Source organism: Amycolatopsis sp. cmx-11-12 (assembly GCF_046269425.1).
Taxonomy (GTDB): Bacteria; Actinomycetota; Actinomycetes; order Mycobacteriales; family Pseudonocardiaceae; genus Amycolatopsis.
Window position 1 is genome coordinate 24,886 of sequence record NZ_JADNQM010000037.1, and the last position, 20,943, is coordinate 45,828.

9 protein-coding genes (1 of these 9 only partly in view) are annotated in these 20,943 nt (G+C 69.9%); 5 read left to right on the forward strand and 4 right to left on the reverse strand.

Translation table 11 applies throughout. The features are described from left to right. The 3 genes from ACLARN_RS35525 to ACLARN_RS35535 form a co-directional block, all read left to right on the forward strand. Positions 1–11,078 carry the final stretch of a hypothetical protein gene (locus ACLARN_RS35525; protein ID WP_409495850.1) on the forward strand. 16,375 nt of this gene lie to the left of the window's left edge, so the window shows 11,078 of its 27,453 coding nt (coding positions 16,376–27,453); the start codon falls outside the window, past its left edge; the stop codon is at positions 11,076–11,078. A 564-nt stretch (positions 11,079–11,642) separates the two neighbouring features. Further along, positions 11,643–12,068: a hypothetical protein gene (locus tag ACLARN_RS35530; protein WP_409495851.1), complete on the forward strand. Its 426-nt coding sequence runs from the start codon at positions 11,643–11,645 to the stop codon at positions 12,066–12,068. Between the two features lie 126 nt (positions 12,069–12,194). After that, a complete protein-coding gene (locus tag ACLARN_RS35535) occupies positions 12,195–12,449 on the forward strand; it encodes a hypothetical protein (protein ID WP_409495852.1) in 255 nt (84 codons plus the stop codon). Positions 12,450–12,454: 5 nt separating this feature from the next. Here the strand turns inward: ACLARN_RS35535 and ACLARN_RS35540 are convergent, their stop codons facing one another. Together ACLARN_RS35540 and ACLARN_RS35545 are read right to left on the reverse strand one after the other, a co-directional pair. Next, complete coding sequence (locus ACLARN_RS35540) at positions 12,455–14,890, reverse strand: ATP-binding protein (protein ID WP_409495853.1); 2,436 nt, start codon at positions 14,888–14,890, stop codon at positions 12,455–12,457. A 552-nt stretch (positions 14,891–15,442) separates the two neighbouring features. Further along, complete coding sequence (locus ACLARN_RS35545; RefSeq protein ID WP_409495854.1) at positions 15,443–16,561, reverse strand: BTAD domain-containing putative transcriptional regulator; 1,119 nt, start codon at positions 16,559–16,561, stop codon at positions 15,443–15,445. Positions 16,562–16,618: 57 nt separating this feature from the next. On the opposite strand from ACLARN_RS35545, the gene ACLARN_RS35550 reads away from it, so the two are divergent. Both ACLARN_RS35550 and ACLARN_RS35555 read left to right on the forward strand, forming a co-directional pair. Next, positions 16,619–17,653 (forward strand): hypothetical protein, encoded by a 1,035-nt coding sequence (locus tag ACLARN_RS35550; protein ID WP_409495855.1) that lies wholly within the window; start codon positions 16,619–16,621, stop codon positions 17,651–17,653. Then, entirely contained in the window at positions 17,653–18,879 is a 1,227-nt protein-coding gene (locus ACLARN_RS35555; RefSeq protein WP_409495856.1) for a hypothetical protein, read from the forward strand. The genes ACLARN_RS35550 and ACLARN_RS35555 overlap by 1 nt, the downstream gene beginning before the upstream one ends. Positions 18,880–18,893: 14 nt before the next feature. Here the strand turns inward: ACLARN_RS35555 and ACLARN_RS35560 are convergent, their stop codons facing one another. Next, entirely contained in the window at positions 18,894–20,285 is a 1,392-nt protein-coding gene (locus tag ACLARN_RS35560; RefSeq protein ID WP_409495857.1) for a serine/threonine-protein kinase, read from the reverse strand. Between the two features lie 27 nt (positions 20,286–20,312). After that, the gene (locus ACLARN_RS35565; RefSeq protein ID WP_409495858.1) at positions 20,313–20,927 is read right to left on the reverse strand and encodes a DUF2238 domain-containing protein; all 615 of its coding nucleotides are present in this window, start codon (positions 20,925–20,927) and stop codon (positions 20,313–20,315) included. Between the last annotated feature and the right edge of the window lie 16 nt (positions 20,928–20,943).

Here is a 20,943-nt window from a genome sequence, read left to right on the forward strand (position 1 = left end):
GCGGGCCGCGGCGTGGACTGCTCGAACGTCGTGGCACTCCGGCGTTCCGGAACCGCCGGTCGGTCGACGTGACCGCGCTCGCCGCTGCCACCGCCGCCACTGAGGACACGACGGACGACGACATCGACGTCGTGGCGTTCGATTTCGCCGTCCCGGTGGACCACACGTTCGCGGGGGTGGACGACGGTGGCCTGCCCGAGACGACCGGCATCGGGGAGGAGAACACCGACTACGAGTCGGTCGACGAGCTCGCCGCGGACCTGGCGGCTTCGGCGCTGCCGGGCCCGGACCTCTTCGGTTTGCTCGCGCCGCCGCCGCCGGATTTCCTGGCGGGACACGACTTTTCGACCTTGGCGGCGGGGAAGTCGTTCGCGTTCTTCGATCGGCTGGACATGGCGTCGGGTCCGTCGCCGACGGCCGGGTCCATGGATCCGGCGGGGCTGCCCGATGATCCGGCCGGGGTCATCCGGACCGAGCGCCCTGACGACGAGCTCGGTGAATGGGCTCCGGGCACGGTCGCGCCGCTGCCGAAGGTGACCGAGCTGCCGTCGATCCTGCACGCGGTGTGGCTCGGCGGTCCGCTGCGTGACGCGGGCTTCTTGGCCGAGTTCGGCAAGGCCGGCCGGGTTCACGGTGGCGAGCGGCGGGTGGTGTTGTGGACCGACGTCCCTCGCGGCCGGTTCGACGCCGCCCGCGCGACACCCGCACCCGCGGCGGGCCGCCCCGACCCGCTCGCCGACGTGCGCGCGATGCTGGAATGGGCCGAGGGCAACGACATTCGTCTGGTCAATGTGGACGAGGTGTTCACCACCGAGTCGCCGATGCACCTGCACGACCTTTACCGGGTGGAGTCCGTCAAGCAGGCGGCCGTCGGCTACGCCGCCGCGAGTGACATCCTGCGGATGGAGGTTCTCCACCGGTTCGGTGGCGTCTACACCGATGGCGGCAACCGGATCGGCGACGAATGGAGCTTCGGCGAACAGGCCGCGTCGAAACCGGCTTTCGGTGTCATCACCGACGATGCAGGCGGGAATTCGGCGTTCGTGATGCCGAAGGGTCATCCGTTCGCGCGGCTCTACCTGGACGAGATCCGCGAAAACCACGGCAAGCCGCCCCGAGAACAGCTCTCGGCCGCCATCGGCATCGTGGCGGGTCAGGGCGGTCGCGACTCGGTCGACCTTCGCACCGGCCCCGGCGCGCTCGTCGGTCTGAGCACGAAACTGGGCTACCAGAACGGAATTACGGACTATCCGGGAATTCCCGGGATCACGAAGAGCGACGGCGGTCTGCCGGAGTCCGTTACCGGCGCGACGCCGCATGATCGGGCCGCCACCGCGGAGCTGACCAAGAAGATCGTGCAGACCTTGGTGCGCGGACTGCGTGACCGTGCCGGTGACCTGCATCTGACGTTGGTCGAGGAAGCCGTCGGGAAACATCCGCGGCCGGAGCTGATCTGGAACGCCGCGCTGGGTTTCCTCGCCGCCCGGCCCGAATTGGCGTCCCTCGTCCGGACACTCACCGATGGCAGGCAGGCCTCCGGGGCACGGCACGACGTCGTCCTTCCCTCCGCCGCCCGCGCACTGCTCACGGTCACCGCCGGTACCGAGCGTTCGTCGCTGGGGGAGTACCGGCGGGAAGCCACGCTCTCCGCCGCCACGACGGCGTTCCGCGCCGCCGCGGTGTCCGGCGGCGACGGCCGGTACCTGACCAGGGTCGACCTGAACGTGGCCATCACCGACACGGAGCTCAAGCTCGCCAGGGTTTCGCGGACGCTGGCCGGGTGGACGTTCGAGCATCCGGTTCCGGCGGTGCCCACGGCCGAGACGGTCGAGGCCGTGCGGGACGACATCGCCCGGCTCACCGCCGAGATCACGGCGGGCCGCGCGGAACTCGGACTCGCATACCAGGACCTGCGCCTGCTCATGGCCGGGGAGCGGCGGGCGGAGCAGTCCCAGGTCGTGGCTTCGGAGACCCAACGGCTTTCCCCCGATCCTCGCTTCGGCCGCGTGCGGCTGAAAAGTGAATGGGACCGCGATGACGCGGTCGCCGCTCGTAAAGTGGCGGCTGATCTGGTCGCGCGCGCGGAGGAACGGCTGAGCGCCACGCTACGGAGCCGGATCGAGCGCCGGGCAAGGCTTTTCGAACTCGAAACCACACTGTGGCGGGCCGCGGTCGCCGCGGAGGAGCAGCAGCTGGCCGCCCTGCCAGCCGCCGTCGGGCCGGTGGTGTCGCCTGCCCCGGACGCGCGAGCGGTGGCGCTCGCCGACGAGCTCGTGCGGCTGCGAGGCAGGCTCGCCGCACTGCGGGCCGAACTCGCCGACCACACCACGTGGTTGCGGCAGAACGTCGATCACCGGCCGGATCCGCGGTTCTGGGCCGAAGTTCCCGATCCGTGGCTGCGCGGCAACGCTCAGGTCGAGACCGTGCGCGTCGCCGGCCCGGGGAGCCCGTCGCGGGTGCGTGCGCACCAACGGTGGCTGGCCGCCCGCGACGAACTGATCGCCAAGGGGCACCCGGTCGCTCATGCCGAGCGGTTCGCGACCGAACTGCGCACCCTCACCCTCGGCGAACCGTCGTCCTCCGGGCCGGATGTGCTGGGCCCGGCGATCGAGGTCCGGCGGATCCAGGTTCCGCTGTACGAAGTGGTCCCCGGCCCGCCCCCGGCCTCCGTGCACATCGGCAGTCAGTGGATCACCGAGTTCACCGCGAAGCTCACGGTGATGCCGCTGCTCGGTGTGCTGCCGTCGGAGGTCCACGACGCCTGGGACCGGATCACCGCGGCGCAGAACCTGCTCAACGCGGGCTACCTGTTGCCGGACGGGTCGCAATTCCGCTTCGAGATCGACGACGTCTCTCCGGCGCCGGAATTCACCTTCACCGTTGGCGACGTCGGCGGCCCGTGGCAGGCGGACCGGCATCTCACCGGTCAGCTGACCGACGACGACGTCGCCAGGCGGCTGCTGGAACTGCTCGGGGTGACGGTCGGGGGGCAGGGGCCGCTCTCGTTGGAAGCCGAGGACATCGCCCTGCTCGACCGACTGCTGCCCTTGCGGCTGAAATCCGCCTCGCCGACGCTGTTCTTCGGGACACCGCAGCGGACCGAACGCAGGCCGGAACTCGTGTACCACCTGGCGCCGGGCCCGAACGCGGCACAGCAGCAGAGCGACACCACGGAGTTCGCGAGGGAGCTGGCTCGTCAGGTCACGAGGTCGCGCGCGCGGAACGCCGCGATGCCCGTCGTGCGGGTCGTGGTGGACGACGGGGACGCGGACGCGCGTGACCTGATCGCGAACATGCTGGCGGGTGAGGTCCGCCGGATCCTCGGGGATACTCAGCCGGGCGTCGGCACCGGTCCGCTGGCCTTCGCGCAGCCCGACGATCCCGCGATGCGCCCACTGGCGGGCAGCGTCCAGTTCTTCGTCGACTGGGATCCGGACGGCGCACCCACGCCGAGCGAACGGATTCCGCCCGGCAGACCGGACGAGGACTTCGACGAATCGCTGACGGCGCCGGCCGTCCAGCCTGCCTCTCGGGTACTGGACGACGAGAAGACCTGGGCGCACAGCACCGCCACCCCGGCCGACGAGGCCGCCGCGTGGTCCAAGCTGAACGATCCGGTACACCCGTGGGACTGGGAAAACCTCCGGACGAGCGCCCACGTCGTGACGGTGAACCGGCTCGGCGCCCACCTGCCGATGCGGTCGTACGAAAACGACGGCGGGTCACTGGGCGGGGTCCGGAGCCACATCGCCTACGACCTGCGGCGGATGAAGGTGCGGGGCCGATGGGTGCAGGAGTACACCATCCGGTTCTTTCTGGCAGGTGGCACACCCGAAGAGCAGGACGGGTTGCGCCGTGACACCCGTCGCGGTGTGGAAGCGCTGTTCAACCACCGTCACCGGTTGCCGAGTGGTGACCAGCTGCATGTGCGGGTCGAGTTCACGGCGGTCGAAGAGGACGCGCATTCCACCATCAAGGTGATCCCTGCCGGCCGGGCGCGCCAGAACACCTGGCCACTGGACGCGCCCCGGCGCGCGCTCGCGCACGAGGTCGGCCATTTCCTGGGCATCGAAGACCAGTACGAGATGGTCCAGACCGAGCCGGTCGCCTACGTCTTCCAGGATCGTGACCCCGCCAAGAGACCGCATCGCCTGATCCGCCCGGCGGCACCCGGCGCGACGAAAACTCGGGAGACCGTTCCGCTGCTCAACCAGATCCACGACGACCACGGCCTGTACACCGCCGGGTCGCCCGACCCGGGTGTGCTGCTCCCGCCGCGGGATCTCTGGCGGATCGAACGAGTGGCCCGTGGCTACGCCGCCGTGCGTGACTCCGTTGAACTCGACGATGCACAGCCCGCCGCCGAAGCGCCTGCCGAACCGCTGTCCCCGGAGCAGCTGACCCGGTTCGTCGACTCGATGCTGGACGTCGCGGTCCACCTCGACGGCGATTCGGGGATCTGGCTCGCCGACCCCTCGGCGGACGTGACCACGTTGGAGCAGCAGGAAACCGTGGTCCGCGGTCTTCCGGCGAACGGCCACTTCTTCACCGTGGTCGCCCACGTCGGCCCCTCCGGGACACCGGAATTCCTCGGCAGGCCCATCACCCCGGAGGTGATGTCCGCGCTGCTGGCCCGCCTGCACGACGAGGGCAGGTGGCCGCCCGACACCGCACTCCGGTTCGTGTCCTGCGGACTGGCCGCGCCCAACCCCGACGACTACGTGCCCGCCGTGCTGCGCGGCGTCAACCTGGCGACGGGACGGGCGCCCGCCGTGTTCGCGGCGGACACGCTGGTGTGGGGGACCCCGAACCTGAGCGGGCACGGCAGCTCCCACGACCTCGTGGTGGCGAGCAGCGTCGGCTACGACCTCAACGGCACGCCACTCGTCACGGGTGACGGCCGATGGACGCGCTTCGAACTCGACGAGGACACGGGAGACGTCAACGAGACGGGCGAATTCTTGGGCTACCTGGGCGTCGACCAGAACGGCGTGGTGACCAACGACGCGGCGCCCGCCGGATATCGCGTCGTGGACGTGGCGACCGGCGCGCGCTCGATCAAGCGGTTCATCCCCGACTCCATGCCCTTCGGCGCCTCGGCACCGCCCGGCACCCGGTCGGCGGACGAGTTCGCGGAGCGGTACGGCGATGTCTTCGGCGGGCTCCCGAATTTGGCGACCGGCGATCTGGGGACCCGGCTGGAGGAGTTGTCGCGGATCGCCGAGGGAGGGCGGCTGGAGAACCACACCGGCGCGGTGCTCGGCTCGCTCGAGATCTCCGGCTCGCTGACCGAGATCGACCGGAATCTGCACCGGGTCACCGACCCGGGGACGCGGGCGATGGTGCGGTCGCTGGTGAACGACGCGGTGCTGGCGGCGTCGCTGGTGCCGGCCCGCGAACGGGACGTGCCGGACAACTCCCGGTTCCGCCTGGCGACGGTGCGCGACCGCCGGGTCGTCCAGCCGCTGTCGATCGACCGGCTCCAGCAGGTGCTCGGCGACCTCGCGGTGAACCTGAAGCACGGCCGCGACCCGTTCGCCGCCGACAAGTCGACAGTGCAGGGGATCGACTACCGGCCAGGGCAGGGGCTGCCGCAGCGGCTGGCCCGGCTGGGACTGACGAATTTTACCGCGGAAGCCCGTGTCACGCTGCAGAACGATCCGCTGTTCCGCGCGCTGCTCGACAACCCCGTCGCGTTGACCGACGCGTTGTTCATGGGCACCGGTCACGACGAGCAGCACTTCATGAACACCTGCGCGGCGGCGGCCACGAACACCTACGTGCGCGGTGCCGTCCCGACCATCGCCGGCCTGTTGCTGGTCGGGCACGGCGTCATCGCCGCCGTCGAACAGGAGCTGGACAACGCGCCGGAACACCAGCTGGCCAAGAAGGACCGTCCGCTGGGCAGGACGATCCGCGATGTGGCGCTCAAACGCGTCGCCGAGGCGACGGAGCGGTTCGCCGGTATCGAGGCACGGGCGCGGAAACTCGCGGTGGCGAACCGGACGAGCCCCGCCATTCGGGCGGACTGGGCCCGGCTCGCCACCGAATGGGGACGTGCCACGCAGAAACTGGCCGGGGTGATCTGGCTCGACCCCGGCACCGACGCCGCCGTGCCGGTGCTCACCAGGAAAGTGGTCCCTGGCACGTGGGAACCGAACTATCCGTTCGTGCTCCCGCTCGCGCTCGACCGGCGTGCCCGGCGCGAGACGGGAATCGAAGACATCCCGTTCCGTACCGCCGTGTCACGGCACCTGGCGCTGGAGCCGCGCGAAGAGACCCGAGGCGAGCTGTGGTCCGATCGGGAGGTATCGGTTTCGGCGCGGCTGCGATCCGCCGAGCAGATCGCCGGTTTCTGGGCGCGGATCCGGTCCGGCCAGGGTGTCCGGGTCTCCACCCCGGATCACCAGATGTTCCTCAAAGCCGCCGAGGTCGACGGCGAGCCGGTCTTCGTGCTGAGCGACCCGATCAAGTCGCAGTTCGACTATCTGTCGCTCGGCGACTTCGCGAGCTGGGCCGGGAAGAACGGCATCACGGCCGAGCGGACCACGTTCGACAACTACGCCATCGTGGTGCCGTCCCCACCCGGGCCGGTGATCAGCGAGATCGAGCCCGAAGCCGAAGACGTGCCCGCCGACCGGATCCCGCCGCCTGCCGACTCCGTGCTGGACGCGGCGGAGCGGTTCGGTGACGACTCGGGGATCTGGCTCGTCGACCCTTCGGCCGACGCGGCCGCGCTGAATCGGCAACGGCACGCGATCCAGAGCCTCCGCGACGATCATCGGTTCTTCACGGTGGTCGCGCACACCGGCGACGGCGGCGTGCCGGAATTCCAGGGACAGCCCATCACGCCGGAGGTGATGGTCGCGCTGCTGGCCCGCCTCGCCGGTGAGGGCGTCTGGACCGGTGGCAAGCCCTTGCGCTTCGTCGCGTGCGGATTGGGTTCGCCGGATATCGAGGGCTACGTGTCCACCGTGCTGCACGGACTCGCCGACGAGGGCATCGACGCCGCCGCATATGCGGGGAACACGGCCGTCTGGTCCACTCCCGGCACAGGGCAGGCCGAACTGGTGGTGGCGAGCCGGATCGGGTTCCAGGCCGACGGCAGTCCCGCCGTCACCGGCGACGGCCGGTGGCTGCACTTCCGGTTCGCCGACGGCGGGCGTACCGAGGTCGAGGTGACCGAGCACGGCTCGTACCTGGTCGCCGGGGACGACGATCCGCCGGTCTTCCGGCGGGCACCCGACGGCTTCGACGTCGTGCCGACGGCCGAGGGACACCTGGTCGACCTGCACATCCCCGAGTCCATGCCGTTCGGGTCGGTGCGGGAGAACGGCATCGGCCTGCCGGAAACCGTCAAGGCGAACCTGGCCGAATTCGCCGGGATGATCGCGGGCCTGCCGACGCCGCCGCAGGTCCAGGTGCGGGGCCGGACCGGGGATTCGCGGTTGCCGATGATCAGCCGGGAGTTGCGGTCGGCGTTCGCCGAACACGGCGCGAGCGACGACGTCCGCGTGCGGGTGATCGCCTCCGGCGCGGAGCCCGGAGTCCTCGTGTCGATGATCATCCCGGCGACGGCTGACGTCCTTCCTGAGTCCACTGAGTCCACTGTGGACACCCGCATCGGCCAGTCGGTGTTCGACGTACTGACAGGGAAAACGAGTCCGGTCGTTTCGGGGGGCACCGTTCCGCTCGACGGGAATCGCGGCATCCGGCTGGACGACCCGCGGCTGGCCGGTGTGGCGGACGGGTTCCCGGTGGACGACCGGTTCTTCACCTTCCTGGCGCATGGCGACGCGAACGGTGTCCCGGTCCACCACGATTCCGGGACGGGGAGCGCACGGCTGAGCCCGGCCGAGGTGGCCACGATGCTGGTGCGCGCCAAGGACGAGAACCGGTGGGACGGCGTGAAGCCGTTGATGTTCGCGTCGTGCGGTGCCGGTAGCGGCGGCTTGACGTCGTTCGCGGCCCAGGTGCTGGCCGAGTTGCGGACGCGCGGTATCGACGTGGCGGCGGTCGCTCCCGACGGTCCGGTGTACTTCGTTCCCGGCCAGCTCGCGTCGGGTCCGGGGCAGCTCGTGGTCGCCGGTCGGGTCGGGGTGGACGCGGCGGGACGGCCGGTGGTGGAACCGGGCGGGGCTTGGGTGCACCTGCCCGCCGGTGGCGAGGCGGCGACGCCGGTCGGCGCGCACGTCGTGGTCGAGGACGACGAGGCCTGGCGAACCGACGACCTTCCCACCGGTTATGAGACCGGCGTGCCCACGGCGGACCTGGCGGGTGCGGTACGTCTGGCCGACGTCGACCCTTCCCGAGGCGAGATCTTCTTCGAAGAAGGCGACAAGGAGCTTTCCGCGATCGCTCTGTCCACTGTGGATCGTATCGCGAGATCCGTGGCGGAGGCGGCGATTCATCGGCGTGGCCGCCGTCTGCCGGTGCCGACGGTGAAGGTCGTCGGATTCGGCAACGGTGGCAGGCTGGGCGACAGGCAGGCGCTGCGGACCGGGCAGACTCGCGCGGACGTGACCGCGACGGCTCTGCGCACGGCCCTCGACCGCGAGCTGGCGGCGGCACCGGGTGTCGCCGCCGAGATCGTGATCGTCCCGGAGTCCCGTGGCCGCGCTCTGGGAAGTGAGCCGCTGCCGGAAGACGTCACCCCGGAGCTGGCTCGTCGTCGCGCGGTGATCACGGTCGATCTCGCCCCGGCGTGGAACTCGCCGGAAGCGCCGAGGCACGACCAGGCGCCGGTGGACGAGGAGGGCTTCGCGATCGCGGGCCAGCTCGCGGCCGAGCGGCCGGACCTGTTCGAGGCCACCGAATCCCACGACGACGGCCCCGGACCTCAGTGGTACGAAGACCTTTCCGTCCCGGTGACGGTCGATTTCGCCGCGGGTTCGGCGGACCTGACCGACCCGCAACGGGCCGAGCTGAGCCGGATCGCGCGGCAGGTGGTCGAGGTCGTCCATCAGCATCGTCAGCAGCCGCGCCTGTTCTCACCGGTGCCTTCCGTCGAGATCTCCGGCCTTCGGACCGTCGATGAGGACCTCGACGAGCTTCGTAACGGAGCTTTGGAGGACGCGATAAAGGAAATGATCGTCGAAGAGATCCTCGCCAGAACAGATCTGACTTACGACGAGCAGACGGAACTCGCCGACGAAATCGTCGTCTCCACCGAGTCTGCGGCGTCAGGGGAGCCGGGGCGATACCAGGTCCGGATCGAGGGTGACGACATCTCTCTCGCGTACCTTCGCGCCCCCTTGTCGAACCTCGTGGTGACGGACTCGTTCCGGATCGAAAAGGGTGTGGGCGATGAACCGGTCTTCACCTTTCCGTCCGAGTACACGTCGGAGGTGACTCCCAAGTCGGCGCCCTTCTCAGCCCCGGCCCAGGAACTCGTGAGCACGGAAGACCTCTCCTTGACGATCGCCGAAGACGCTTCGATCGCTGTCGGCGCCACGAAGGGCAAGGAATTCTTCGCCGTGCCCGAGGTGGTCGCGAACGCGCGAGCCGCGCTTCTGAAGGCCAACAGCAACATCGAACTCGTCGTGCACGACGTCGTCCTGGTCGTCGAGCGCGAGGGTGTCGAGCACAGACTGAACCGGGTGACCGTCAAGTTCTGGGACAAGCCGTCCGAAATCTGCCGAGACCTCGCGCAGGAGATCCTGGGCGGACTGCCGGACGCCGCCGTCTTCCGGGACGCGCAGGGGACGGCGGCGATCGCGAACATCAGTTCCACCAACGGTATCGAGGTGACGGGTACCCGGATGCTGGCCGAGGCGCTGGTGACGACGGCGGACGGCGAGCCGGGGGATCTCGACCTGGTCGACCCGCGGTGGGCCGTCGGGCAGGTGGCCAAGGACACCAGGCCCACCGGAGGGGGACCCGGCGCACCGCGGCCGGGCCGCGAGTACGGCGACGCGATGAGCTACCGGCCCTCGAACGCGGCACGCAGGGCGACGGTGGACGGGCTGGCGCGGAAGATCGGCGTCAACGAGTCCGTATGGCCGTCGGTCGGCGAAGCCTACTGCGCCAACTCGATGCCGTACGACGACGACGAGGGGCTCGCCTCGATGGACCGCGACTACGCGAAGGGAATCGCGATCAACGGGAATCCCTGGGGCTATCACTTCGCCGCGGTCGTCGCCACGAGCCTGGACGGCCGATTCAACGTGACGCTGGAGAACACGCCGCACACCGCGTACCGGACTCCCGCGGTCGAACAGGCGCTCGTCGATGCCCTGCGTGACCACAACAGGAGCTGGGACACGCTCGAAGCGGATCTGACCGACGCGCTGGAAAGGGCGAAGAGGAGCAAGGACCCCGGCGCCGGCAATCTGGAGTTGCGGCTGCACGCGGTCAAGAAGTTCAAGACCCTGGACGAACTCCTGCTCGCCAACGGACACGAGCACCCGCTCGTCCTGGCGGCGTGGGACGAGGCCCAGGGCGCCATGTACAACCTCGCGAGCTGGCCGAAAGAGCGCGACAACTGGAACTTCTCCCTGTATGGAAAGGAACAGGGGAACACGTTCCACGAACGGTTCGCGGCGTATCACTACCCGCACGCGGCCGGCCTGGCGAACATGCTGACCGTCGCGGTCTCGGCAGGCCAGGGCCCGGCCACCGACTGGTCCGTCCACACCTCGTTCGACGAGGGGTCGGCCGAGCCGCGTGAGGCCGACGCGCAGACCTTGCGATCGGCCGCGACCCGCGTGGCGAGAGCGGCGATCTGGCGGAGCGACAACCAGTTGCCGATGCCGCTCGTGACGGTCACCGGGTACGGGAACGGCACTTGGGGCTCGACCGGTCAGGCGATCAAGACGGGGAAGAACCGAGCGGACACCATCCGGGACCAGCTGGTGCACGAGATCGGCGAAGAACTCGCCCGCCTCCAGAAAGACCACCAGGTCGTCCAGGTCGCCTCCGACACCGACCCGGTCCCCGAAGGGACACCGGCGATCCGTGTGTCGGCGCTGTCGAAGGGACGCGATCTCACCGAAGCCCCGGACGACCCGCGAGCGACACCGGAGGAACGCCGCCGCCGCGCGATCATCACCGTGCGGCCGGAACCAGACGACGCCTGACGAGAGCCGCTGTCCGGTCCCGATGCCGGGCCGTGTCCCTCACTGTGTGGATTTTGGTGCGTTGGATGATGCTGTTGGCGAATTCGTGGGGCGGGTTCCACCACGTGTTCCGCGTCCAATCACGCAAGTTCTCCGGCTGGACACGCGTGATCTCCATCCAGTCACGCGTGTCCTCCCTAAGACCACGCGACAACGAGGGGGGATCCTTTCGCGCGGCCACGAATTCGCCAACAGCATCGTCAGATGCCCCAAAATCCACACGGTCCCGCCCGAGGAGTCCCTGTGACCACCGGATCCGGAAGGGGGTGTGTGGAAATAGGGACACTCAACGTCCCTATTTCCACACACCCCCTCACCTGGCCCACCTTGCCCTACTCCTGACGAGAGCCGCTCGGCGGCGGTAGCTGGTCGTGGGTCGTGAGTGGCAAGTCGGGCCTTCAGGCGACCCGCCCCCTCCACAACCGGAACTGCCGGAGGTTTCTGCCGCCGCTCCTGCATGGTGCCCGCCGCCCGGATGAGATGTGCTGATCAGGCAGAGCACGCCCCCTCATGAGGAGGAAACCGGTGACCACAGCGGAGGAGTTCACCCTGGCGAGGGTGTTCGACGTCGTCGACCCCGAGACCGGCCCGGCCTTCGCGTCCGACCACCCGCGCGTCGAGGACCAGGAGGAACTCCAGGCACTGGTCGCGTACCTGGCCGGGGGCACCCCCATCCTGGTCACGCCGTCGTTGCTGGACGACGTGGTCGACCCGGACCGCACCGCGGTCGTGCCGACGAACTTCGTCACCGACGGCGAGTGGATCTGGACCGACACCGTGACCTACTACCTGGAGCGCCACGGGCTGGCTCCGGAACCGCGGCTCCTCGGCCACATCCGGGAGCGTGGCCAGGTGGCGGGGCCGGTGGCGGCGGACGTCGTCCAGCGCGCGGTCGGCTTCGTGCTGGAGCCGCCGTCCGCCGACCGTCGTCCGGTGTGGAGCGCGGGCTGACCCGGAGCCCTGGCACCGGAAGAGACTTCCTCCGGTCGTTCTGCTGGTCGTTACGCGTGGTCGCGGAAGCGCCGGCCCCGTTTACTGGAACAAGAGTCGCAGATCCGCTCAACCAAAGGAGTTGACGTGTCGCTACGAATCCAAGGTTTCACCGCTCGTCCCGCCCGGTCGGAAGAGGACATGGTGGCCGTGTACGTGTCCCGCGACGACCTTCGCGACATGGACGCGACCGAACTGGGTGGCCGGATCGCGGCCGCCGCAGGTCGGCCGCAGGCCCGGCAGGCCACCATCGCCGAGTTCGAGCCCACCCCCCGCTACACCGTCCAGGACGTCCTCCTCGGGCACATCACCTGGGAGGAACTCACCCGCACTTCCGCTTGAGGGGCTTACGAAGCGTTGAGGCGTTCGGTCAACCTCTCCCGCAGCTTCGTGGCCTCGGTGCTGCTCAGTCTGTCGCAAATGGACAGTGCGCGTTCTCGCTCGCCCCGCGCCGACACCGGGTCGCCCGCCTCGTCGGACAAGGACGCCAATTCACACAGAATGTCCACTTGAGACTGTGGATGCCCGATCCTTTCGAACAACGCGAGCGCCTCCGACAGCCTGCCGCGCGCGTTCGCGTGCTCTCCCCGCCGTCGCAGGAATCTGCCGCCGGCTTCGAGCGCACGGGCCTGGCCCATCGTCGCGCCATGCGCCCGGAACACGTCAAGCGCCTCTTCGCATTGGCCGAGCGCGTCGTCGAGTTCGCCGAGCGCGGCCAGGTTCTGCGCCGAGCGCAGCAGCAGGTACGCGTAGTTGGTGTCGTCCACCAGCGTGCGAGGGCCCTCGCACGGTCGCCGGAAGTAATGGACACAGGTCCCGAACTCGGCCGCCGCCTCGGCGAACCGGCCGTTAGCGGACCAGTGGGTGGCCCGGCTCATCCGCGCCATATGAAGCCCGAGCGGATAGCCCGCCGCGTCGAACAACGCCACCAGATCATCGAACAGGTCAGGGGAATCCGGCAGTTCGCCGCCACGGATCCGGGCACTCAGGAGGTAGATCTTCGCCCAGCCCTGTTCACGCAGATCGCCCACCTCCACCGCGACCGCCAAGGCCTGCTCGGCCATCCGCACGGCGTCGTCCGCCCGGCCGAAGAGCGTGGACAGCACCCAGGACAGGTAGTTGCGCTGGACGGCCTCGTCACGCTTGCTGCCGATCGCGAGCGCCGACTTCAACGCGAGATCGAAGACGCCGTGCCAGGTGACCGCGGCGCCACCGATCTCCGAGTACCAGTGCATGGACTCGGCCAGGTCGATGACCTGCCGGTGATCGCCCCGGGCGGCGACCCGCTTCAAGGCGGCGAACCAGTTCTTCGTCTCCACCTCGAGCCACCGGCCCGCACCGGCGGGACCATCGAACGACAGGGTCGGCACCGGGGGAGCGGTCAGCTCGCCGGAGGGCTGGAAGTAACGTCCCGCGGCCGTCGCAGTCCGGATGAGCCACTGATCAAGACGGCCCTCCGCCGCCTCGATCGCCTCGGGCGGTTCCTCCTGCGCGAGGCGTTCCGTGGCGAACACCCTGAGCAGGTCGTGGAACTGGTACCTGCCGACGTCCTGGGACGTCTGCAGCAGGCTCGCGTCGACCAGTTCCTCCAGGTAGACGGCCACGTCCTCCTCCGGCGCCTCGATGAGCGTCATCGCGGCGGCGTCGGAGAAATCGGCCGCCGGTACGAGCGAAAGCCGTCGAAAGGCCGCGGCGGCCGTGGGGGAGAGCTGACGGTAGGACAGTTCGAAGACGCTCCGGACGTTGAGGTCACCGGCGGTGAGCGTCGTCAGGCGCCTGCCGCGATCCCGGAGCTGGTCGGTGAGCCGCGACAACGGCCAGGCCGGGCGACTCGCGAGCCGGTTCCCGGCGATGCGGAGCGCGAGCGGCAACCGCCCGCACAGCTCGACCAGCTCGATCGCCGCCGCGCGTTCCTGCGCGACCCGCGACGGCCCGACGATGCTCGCCAGGAGTGCGACGGCGTCGTGCTGTTCGAGCACGTCGAGGGTGAGCCTGCCCGCCCTTTCGAGCCCCACCAGCATCTGACGGCTGGTGATCAGGGTGAGGCAGCGTTGCCCGCCGACCAGCAGCGGCCGCACCTGCGCTTCGTTGGCCGCGTCGTCGAGGACGATCAGGGTGGCGCGGTCCTTCAGCAAGGACCGGCACAGGCTCGCGCGGTGCTCCAGCTCGGCGGGGACCTGGACGGCGTCGACACCCAGCGACCTCAGGATCAGATGCAGTACGTCCGCTGGATCGTTCGGCTCGGCCGACATCCCGCGCAGCTTCAGGAAAAGCTGTCCGTCGGGGAAGTCGCCGGCGAGATCGTGGGCCGTTCTCACCGCGAGACTCGTCTTGCCGGTTCCGGGCGGCCCGCTCAGGACCGCGACGTGCCCCGACCGCCGGTGGTTACCCCTCAGATCGTCGGTGAGCGCGCGCAACGCGTCGAGATCGCGCTCGCGTCCGGTGAGGTCGTCGAGGTCGGGGGGCAACGCGCCGACGAGAGGCGGGTCGTAGATCCCGGCGGGCGCGGCCAGAACGGTGACCGCCGGCTGAACGCGGCCCTGCTTCGCGATCTTTTGCAGATGGGTCAGCTCTTCGTCGGTCAAGGCCAGGGGCGTGGCGAGCGCCTCGATCGTCCGGCGCTGCGGGCTCTTCGCGACCCCCCGCTCCATGTCGCTGATGGCCCGGACACTGACGCCTGACCCTTCGGCGAGCTCTTCCTGCGTGAGGTCGGCGCGAACGCGGTAGGTCTTCAGGAGCGCCTTGAACGTCGCGGAAGCCTCATCCGAAGGCGCGTTCGTCATGGGGCGAATTATCCACACCGACCCCCTTCGCTCAACTCGACCTTGGCGCCGACCTGGGGTTTTCCGAACCCCGCCGAGACGCTCGCCTGCGGGACGAGGGCCTGCTCGGGCGCTTGCCAGCGGAAACGGATCCCGCGAGTCACCGTCATGAAACACGTCACAGGACGGCTCGGCTGGCACTTGGCGGACTGGAGGCGACGCCTCCCGGAATTACGTCAAGGTGTCGTGTGCGTGAATGGCGGATTCGTTCGGAAGTCTCGCGGGGCCTTCGGGCGCGGTGTCGTGACCGGTCCCGCTGCCGGACCGCGTCCCTTACTGTGTGGATTTTGGTGCGTTGGATGACCCGAAATCCACACAGCCCCGCACGAGGGGTCTCTGTGACCACCGGATCCGAAGGGGTGTGTGGAAATAGGGACACTCAACGTCCCTATTTCCACACACCCCCTCATCCGATCCCCTCAATAGCCCGAACCCGTTGGCAGAGCTGGGAAAACGACCGAAAACCACCTCGTCTTCAGTGCGAGTGATCTCTGTGCGAACAGGAATCCGCGGTCACGAGCGGGTGGTGCCGTCCACCGCGCTGACCGGCGCACCGCCGTTCGTCACCGCCAAGACCGTGTCGCCGCAGCGGACGAGGTCGCCGGGGGCGAGCGGGACCGGTCCGGTGATCCGCTCACCGTTGTGGAAGGTGCCGTTGCGGGAACCGAGATCCGTCAGGACGGGATCGCCGGCCTCGACGATGATTCCTGCGTGCTCGCGGGACACGGCGCCGTCGTGGCGCAGCGCCACGTCGGCACTCGCGTCGCGGCCGATGACCAGCCGCCCCAGCGTGGGCAGTTCACGCAGGCGGGCCCGGCCCGCGCCATCGACCCAGGTCAGCGCCGGTTGCCCGGATCCGGCGACGCCGGGGGCGGCGACCCGCAGCAGGGTCGCCGTCCCGGCGTGGGCGAGGACAGCGCGTTCCAGTTCCCGCAACGCCGGACCCGGGTCGACACCCGCTTCATCGGCCAGCACCCGCCGCGCCTGCTGGAAGCGGTCCAGCGCCTCGGCTTGGCGTCCGTCCTGGTAGAGCGCGACCATCAGCTGACCCCAGAACCGTTCCCGCAGCGGATGTTCCGCGACCAGTTCCTCGAGTTCCCGCACCAGTCCCGGCACGTCGCCCGCGCGCAGGTCCGCGGCGATCCGCGCCTCCAGCGCCTCCCAGCGCATTCCCGCGTAGAGCGTGCGCGCGGGGTCGAGAGCGGTGTGGTCGGGCAGGTCGGCGCAGAACGGGCCCCGCCACACCTCGAGTGCCCGCCGGTATCCGGCCGCGGCGCCCCCGATGTCGCGTGCCCGTTCGGCGGCCCTCGCCCGGCCGATCCGGTCTTCCGCCTCGCGGAGGTCGGCGCGGACGCCGAGAAGCTGATAGCCCGCCGTCCCGTGCCGCAGGGATTCTCCGTGCGGCCCCAGGGTTTGCCGCAGATTGTGCACGTGGACCTGGACGGTGGAGCGCGACGCGGGTTTGCCGGTGTCGGAGTAGATCGCCTCCGCCAGTTTGTCCGCGCTGACCGGCGCTCCACCGGAGGCGGCCAGCACGGCGAGCACCGCGCGGGGCCGCAGCCCGCCAGGGGTGGCGGGCACGCCGTCGACGGCCAGCTCCACCGGCCCCAGCAACCGCACCTCCACTGTCACGTCACGATCATCGCAGGCTAAAGCGATCTTGAATCGGGATGGGCTTAACTGACCATCATGACCACATTGACCGCACTCGAGAACGTGGTGGACCGGCACGGACGCGACGCGCTGTCCGACCCGATCGTGCTCACCGGCGCTCTGCGCAGCCTTCCCGACCCGCCACCGGACGCCGAGATCAGCGCGCTCGCCGCGGCGGCGGGGGCGGGCGCGCCCGCGCGGATGCGTGCCGTACTCGAAAACGGGGGTGCCCCGGCCGAAGCGCTCCGGGTCGCGACAGCGGCCTGCGGCGGTGGTGCCGGGGCGGAATGGGCCTGCGGGCACCTCGGCGCGGCCCTCGGTTATCTCCCGAGGGATACCGGGGCCGACGAGCCGACCACCGCGTTGACCACCGTCCTGACCAGGGAAAAGCCGAAGCGCGGCAAGCGGATCGCCGTGATCGCCGGTGTCGTCGTCGTGGTGGCCGCCCTCGCCACGACGGGCGTGACGTTCGCACTCAGCGGTGGCGACGAGCCGAGCGCCGCCGACAAGCCACCGGTCGCGCCGCCGCCATCTTCGTCCGTGCCCTCTTCGGGGCCGTTGGGGTCGGCGCCTCAGGGGGAACCCTCTCCGTCCCCGGTTCCCGCCGAAGCGGCCGCGGCCTTCGAGGATCCTGAGTTGCTCGCCGCGGCGAAGCCGTACCTCGATCGCCCCGACGTCCGCTGCAAGCGGGCCGAATCCATCGTGAGTGTCCGGGAAACCGTCAACTGCGACCTGGGTTCCGGCATCATCGCGAGCTTCCGCGTGCTGTTCTTCCCCAAGCAGCTCACCTCGCTGCGCAAGGTCCTGCAGACCGACAACGACGGCGCGCGGCCCGGCTCGATCCGGACCCTGCGCTGGGAGTACGTGCCGGGGCAGCCGGGAATCCGCGCGGGCATCCCGGTCGGCACCCCGCGCGAAGGGCACGGCACCCGGATCCGGTTCCTGGAGCCGGAAAACGGCTACGCCCGGCTCTACTTCGACGAGGACTCCACCGGCGTCGCGGTCTACATGCAGGCGGGTACCGACGATCAGCAGGTGCTCCGCAAGTTCTGGGCGGATCCGGACGCGTGATGGACGACCAAGACCCTCGCCTCGCCGAAGTCGCGCGCCGCTTCGGACGCCATGCCCTGACCGATCCGGTGGCGCTCCGGTCCGCGCTGGAGCAGTCAGGAAACGCCTTCAGCCCGGCGGAAATCGACTCGCTCGTGGCCGCGCTGCGCGGTTCGGGAACACTGGAAGCGTCGCTGCCGCACGATCCCGACCCGACCGGGCCGCCGCTGAACCCGACGCTCGTGGAGAACCGGCTCACCTGGGGCGGCCCTCAGGACCGGCCGACACGGCAGCTTCCTCCTCGCAGCCGCAAGAAGTGGTTCATCGGCGGCGCCGTACTGCTGGTGGCCGCGATCGCGACCGGAGTGGTGCTCTTCGTCCAGGGCAAGGAAGAGCCCGCGGCACCACCGCCGGATCGGTACGCGCTCGACCAGGTCGCCGGTCGCTACCGCGCGCTCGGCGCGCGTCTGCTCGACGGCGCCGTCCGGTGCGCGCAACAGCCCGCGAAACCCGGCGAAACGGAACGAGTCGGCTGCGACGCCGGGCTGTACGCGCTCACTCTGGTCACCTACGACGTGCCGGGCAGGCTCACCGAGTCACGGAAACTCGCCGACACCGCCGGCGCGGTGCGCGCGGCGAGTACTGAGGGCGCGGGGGCGGCGTTCGCGATGCGGGAACTGGCCTCCGGTGAATCGACGATCTACTGGGACGTCGACAGCCCCCGCGCGGTCAGCGCGACACTGACCGCGGCCAAGACCGGACTCCCGGCCTTGGCCGAGTTCTACGACGCGCGGAAGTTCGGGGTGCTCAAACGTCCGGAGGTGCCGGGGGCCGCGTTCTCCTCCGGCAAGCTGTGGGAGCTCGCGCAGGCGCACGTCCTCAACGAGCGGTCGGCGGAGTGCAAGGCGGTGCCCGCCACCACCGGCACGGCGGAGACGGTCAAATGCCCGCTGGCCGATGGCGCGATGCTGGTGTTCAGTACCGCGTCCGACCACGAGGCCCTGATCAAGCTGCGCACGGAGAACTCCTCCAACGGTGGTGTGGTGCCCGGCACCGTCGACGTGAGCACCTGGAACCGGCACGGCGGGCCGGTCGTCGGCCAGTTCATCCGGTTCGTCACGGCGGACGACCGCAGCCCCACCCTCTATTTCGACGACGACGCGAAACTCGTCTACGGCTACTACTTCGGCGCGCCCGGTTCTTCACCGGAGGCGCTGCTGGAGCGCTGGCAGCGTGGCTCGCGGTGAATCAGCCCTCGCGGTTAATGAGGCAAGCGGAGCGCCGCGAAGAAGTCCTCGACGGCGCGGAGGTCGGCGGGATAGGGCGTGCCGACCTTGCCGTCGAGCACCGAGACGGTCGCGTGTTCGTCATCGGTCCAGGCGTACCGCGTGGTCGTGCCGAGCACCGTGCACACGAGCGTGCCCTGGTGCCCGTCGCGTGACCAGGACTGTTTGGCCGGCAGGTCACCGGGGCATTTGCCCGCGGTGAGCCCGGCCGGATCCGCTCCCGCGCCGGTGCGCAGGTAGGCGGTGGCCGCGTCGGCATCGTCGAGCGCGGAGATCCGGAGCTCACCGGTCTCGCCGCCGGTCTGGCAGACGGCCTGCGCGCGGACGCCCTCGTCGGCCGCCGTCACCGGCGTGCAGGTGAGCCCGGTGGGCGTACTGCGGCCGACGCGGTCAGCGGCGGGTGCTCCCGGCGACATCAGGAAGACCGCGGCGAGGACGATCGCGACGATCAGCGCGGCCCCGGCCACGAGGCCCGCCACCAAACCGGTCCGGCGGCGTCGAGGCGGCTCGACGGCAGCGGCGGTGGCGGCGAGTGGCGCGTCCGCGCGGACGGCCCGGATGCGGTCGCGTACTTCGCGCACCGTCGGTCGGTCACGAGGATCCTTGGCCAGCAACGACTTCAGCAGATCGTTGACCGCCGCGGTGCGCGGATCGCCGACCGTGAGCTGCGGGATCGGTGCCCGGTCGTGCGCGACGATCACCTCGGGCTGGCTGCCGCGATAGGGCAGCTCACCGGTTAACGCCACCCACAGCAGACAGCCCACCGCGTAGACGTCCGAAGCTGCGGTGGCGGGTTCGCCGCGAAGACGTTCGGGCGCCATGTAGCCGACGGTGCCGATCACCCCGCTGGTCTCCGCGCCCTGATCGATCTCGGCCGAACGCGCGATGCCGAAGTCGCACAGATAGGCGAAGTCCTCGTCGTGGTGCTCGGCACGGGGCCGCAGCAGGACGTTGCCGGATTTGACGTCCCGGTGCACGACGCCGATGGCGTGCGCGTCGCCGAGCGCGGAGACGATCTGGTCCACCACCGACAACGCCCGATCCGGGCTCATCGGCCCGGCTTCGAGCACCTTGGCGAGATCGGGCCCGTCGACCAACTGCATCGCGAGGTACAGGCAACCTTCCACTTCGCCGTGGTCGTGGACCGCGACGACATGCGGCGAATCGAGCCGGGCCAGCGCCGCCGCCTCGCGGCCGAAGCGCTCGCGATAGACCGGGTCTTCGGCGTAGTGGGGCGGCAGGACCTTCAGCGCCACCGGCCGCCGCATGCGATGCTGCCACGCGCGATAGACCACGCCCATCCCGCCGCGGCCGATGATCCCGTCGATCCGGAATCCACCGAAGTCCTCACCGACCCGCGGCGTCATACGGTTCCCCCAGTCACGCGGGCCACTCTAACCCGCGGTGAGTTGCCGATCGTGGACCCGGCGCCAGATCAGCAGGGAAAGGACCGCGCCGCACAGGCAGAGGACCATGTCCCACTGCGTGTCCCAGACATCTCCTTGGGTGGCGAGGAAATCGTCCGCGCCCGATCCGGCGGCCAGCGCGCTGAACCATTCCACGAACTCGAAACTGGCGGCGATCGCCAGGCAGACGCATACGGTCAGGAACGCGACCCAGCCCCCGGGCCGCAGTGGTGTGCGGCGTAGCAGTACTTCACGCACGGCGATCGCGGGAACGAAGCCCTGGATGACGTGGGCGAACCGGTCGTAGTTGTTCCGCTGGGTGCCCAGCCAGTGCTGTACCCATTCCCCGGCGGGCGTCTCCGCGTAGGTGTACTGGCCGCCGTAACACAGCACGATCGCGTGCAGTACCAGCAGCCAGCAGAGCAACCGGGTCAGGGGAAAACGTGTGCGCAGCGCCACCACCAGCGGTAGCCCGATCAGCACCCAGACGACTTCCAGCAGCCAGGTGCCGGGCGATCTGGCCTGGATCCCGGTCGCCGCGAGCACCGCGAGCACCACGCCTGCCAGCAAGATCCCTTCGGTCCGGCCGACTCCGCGCACCATGGGAAAACCCTACAGC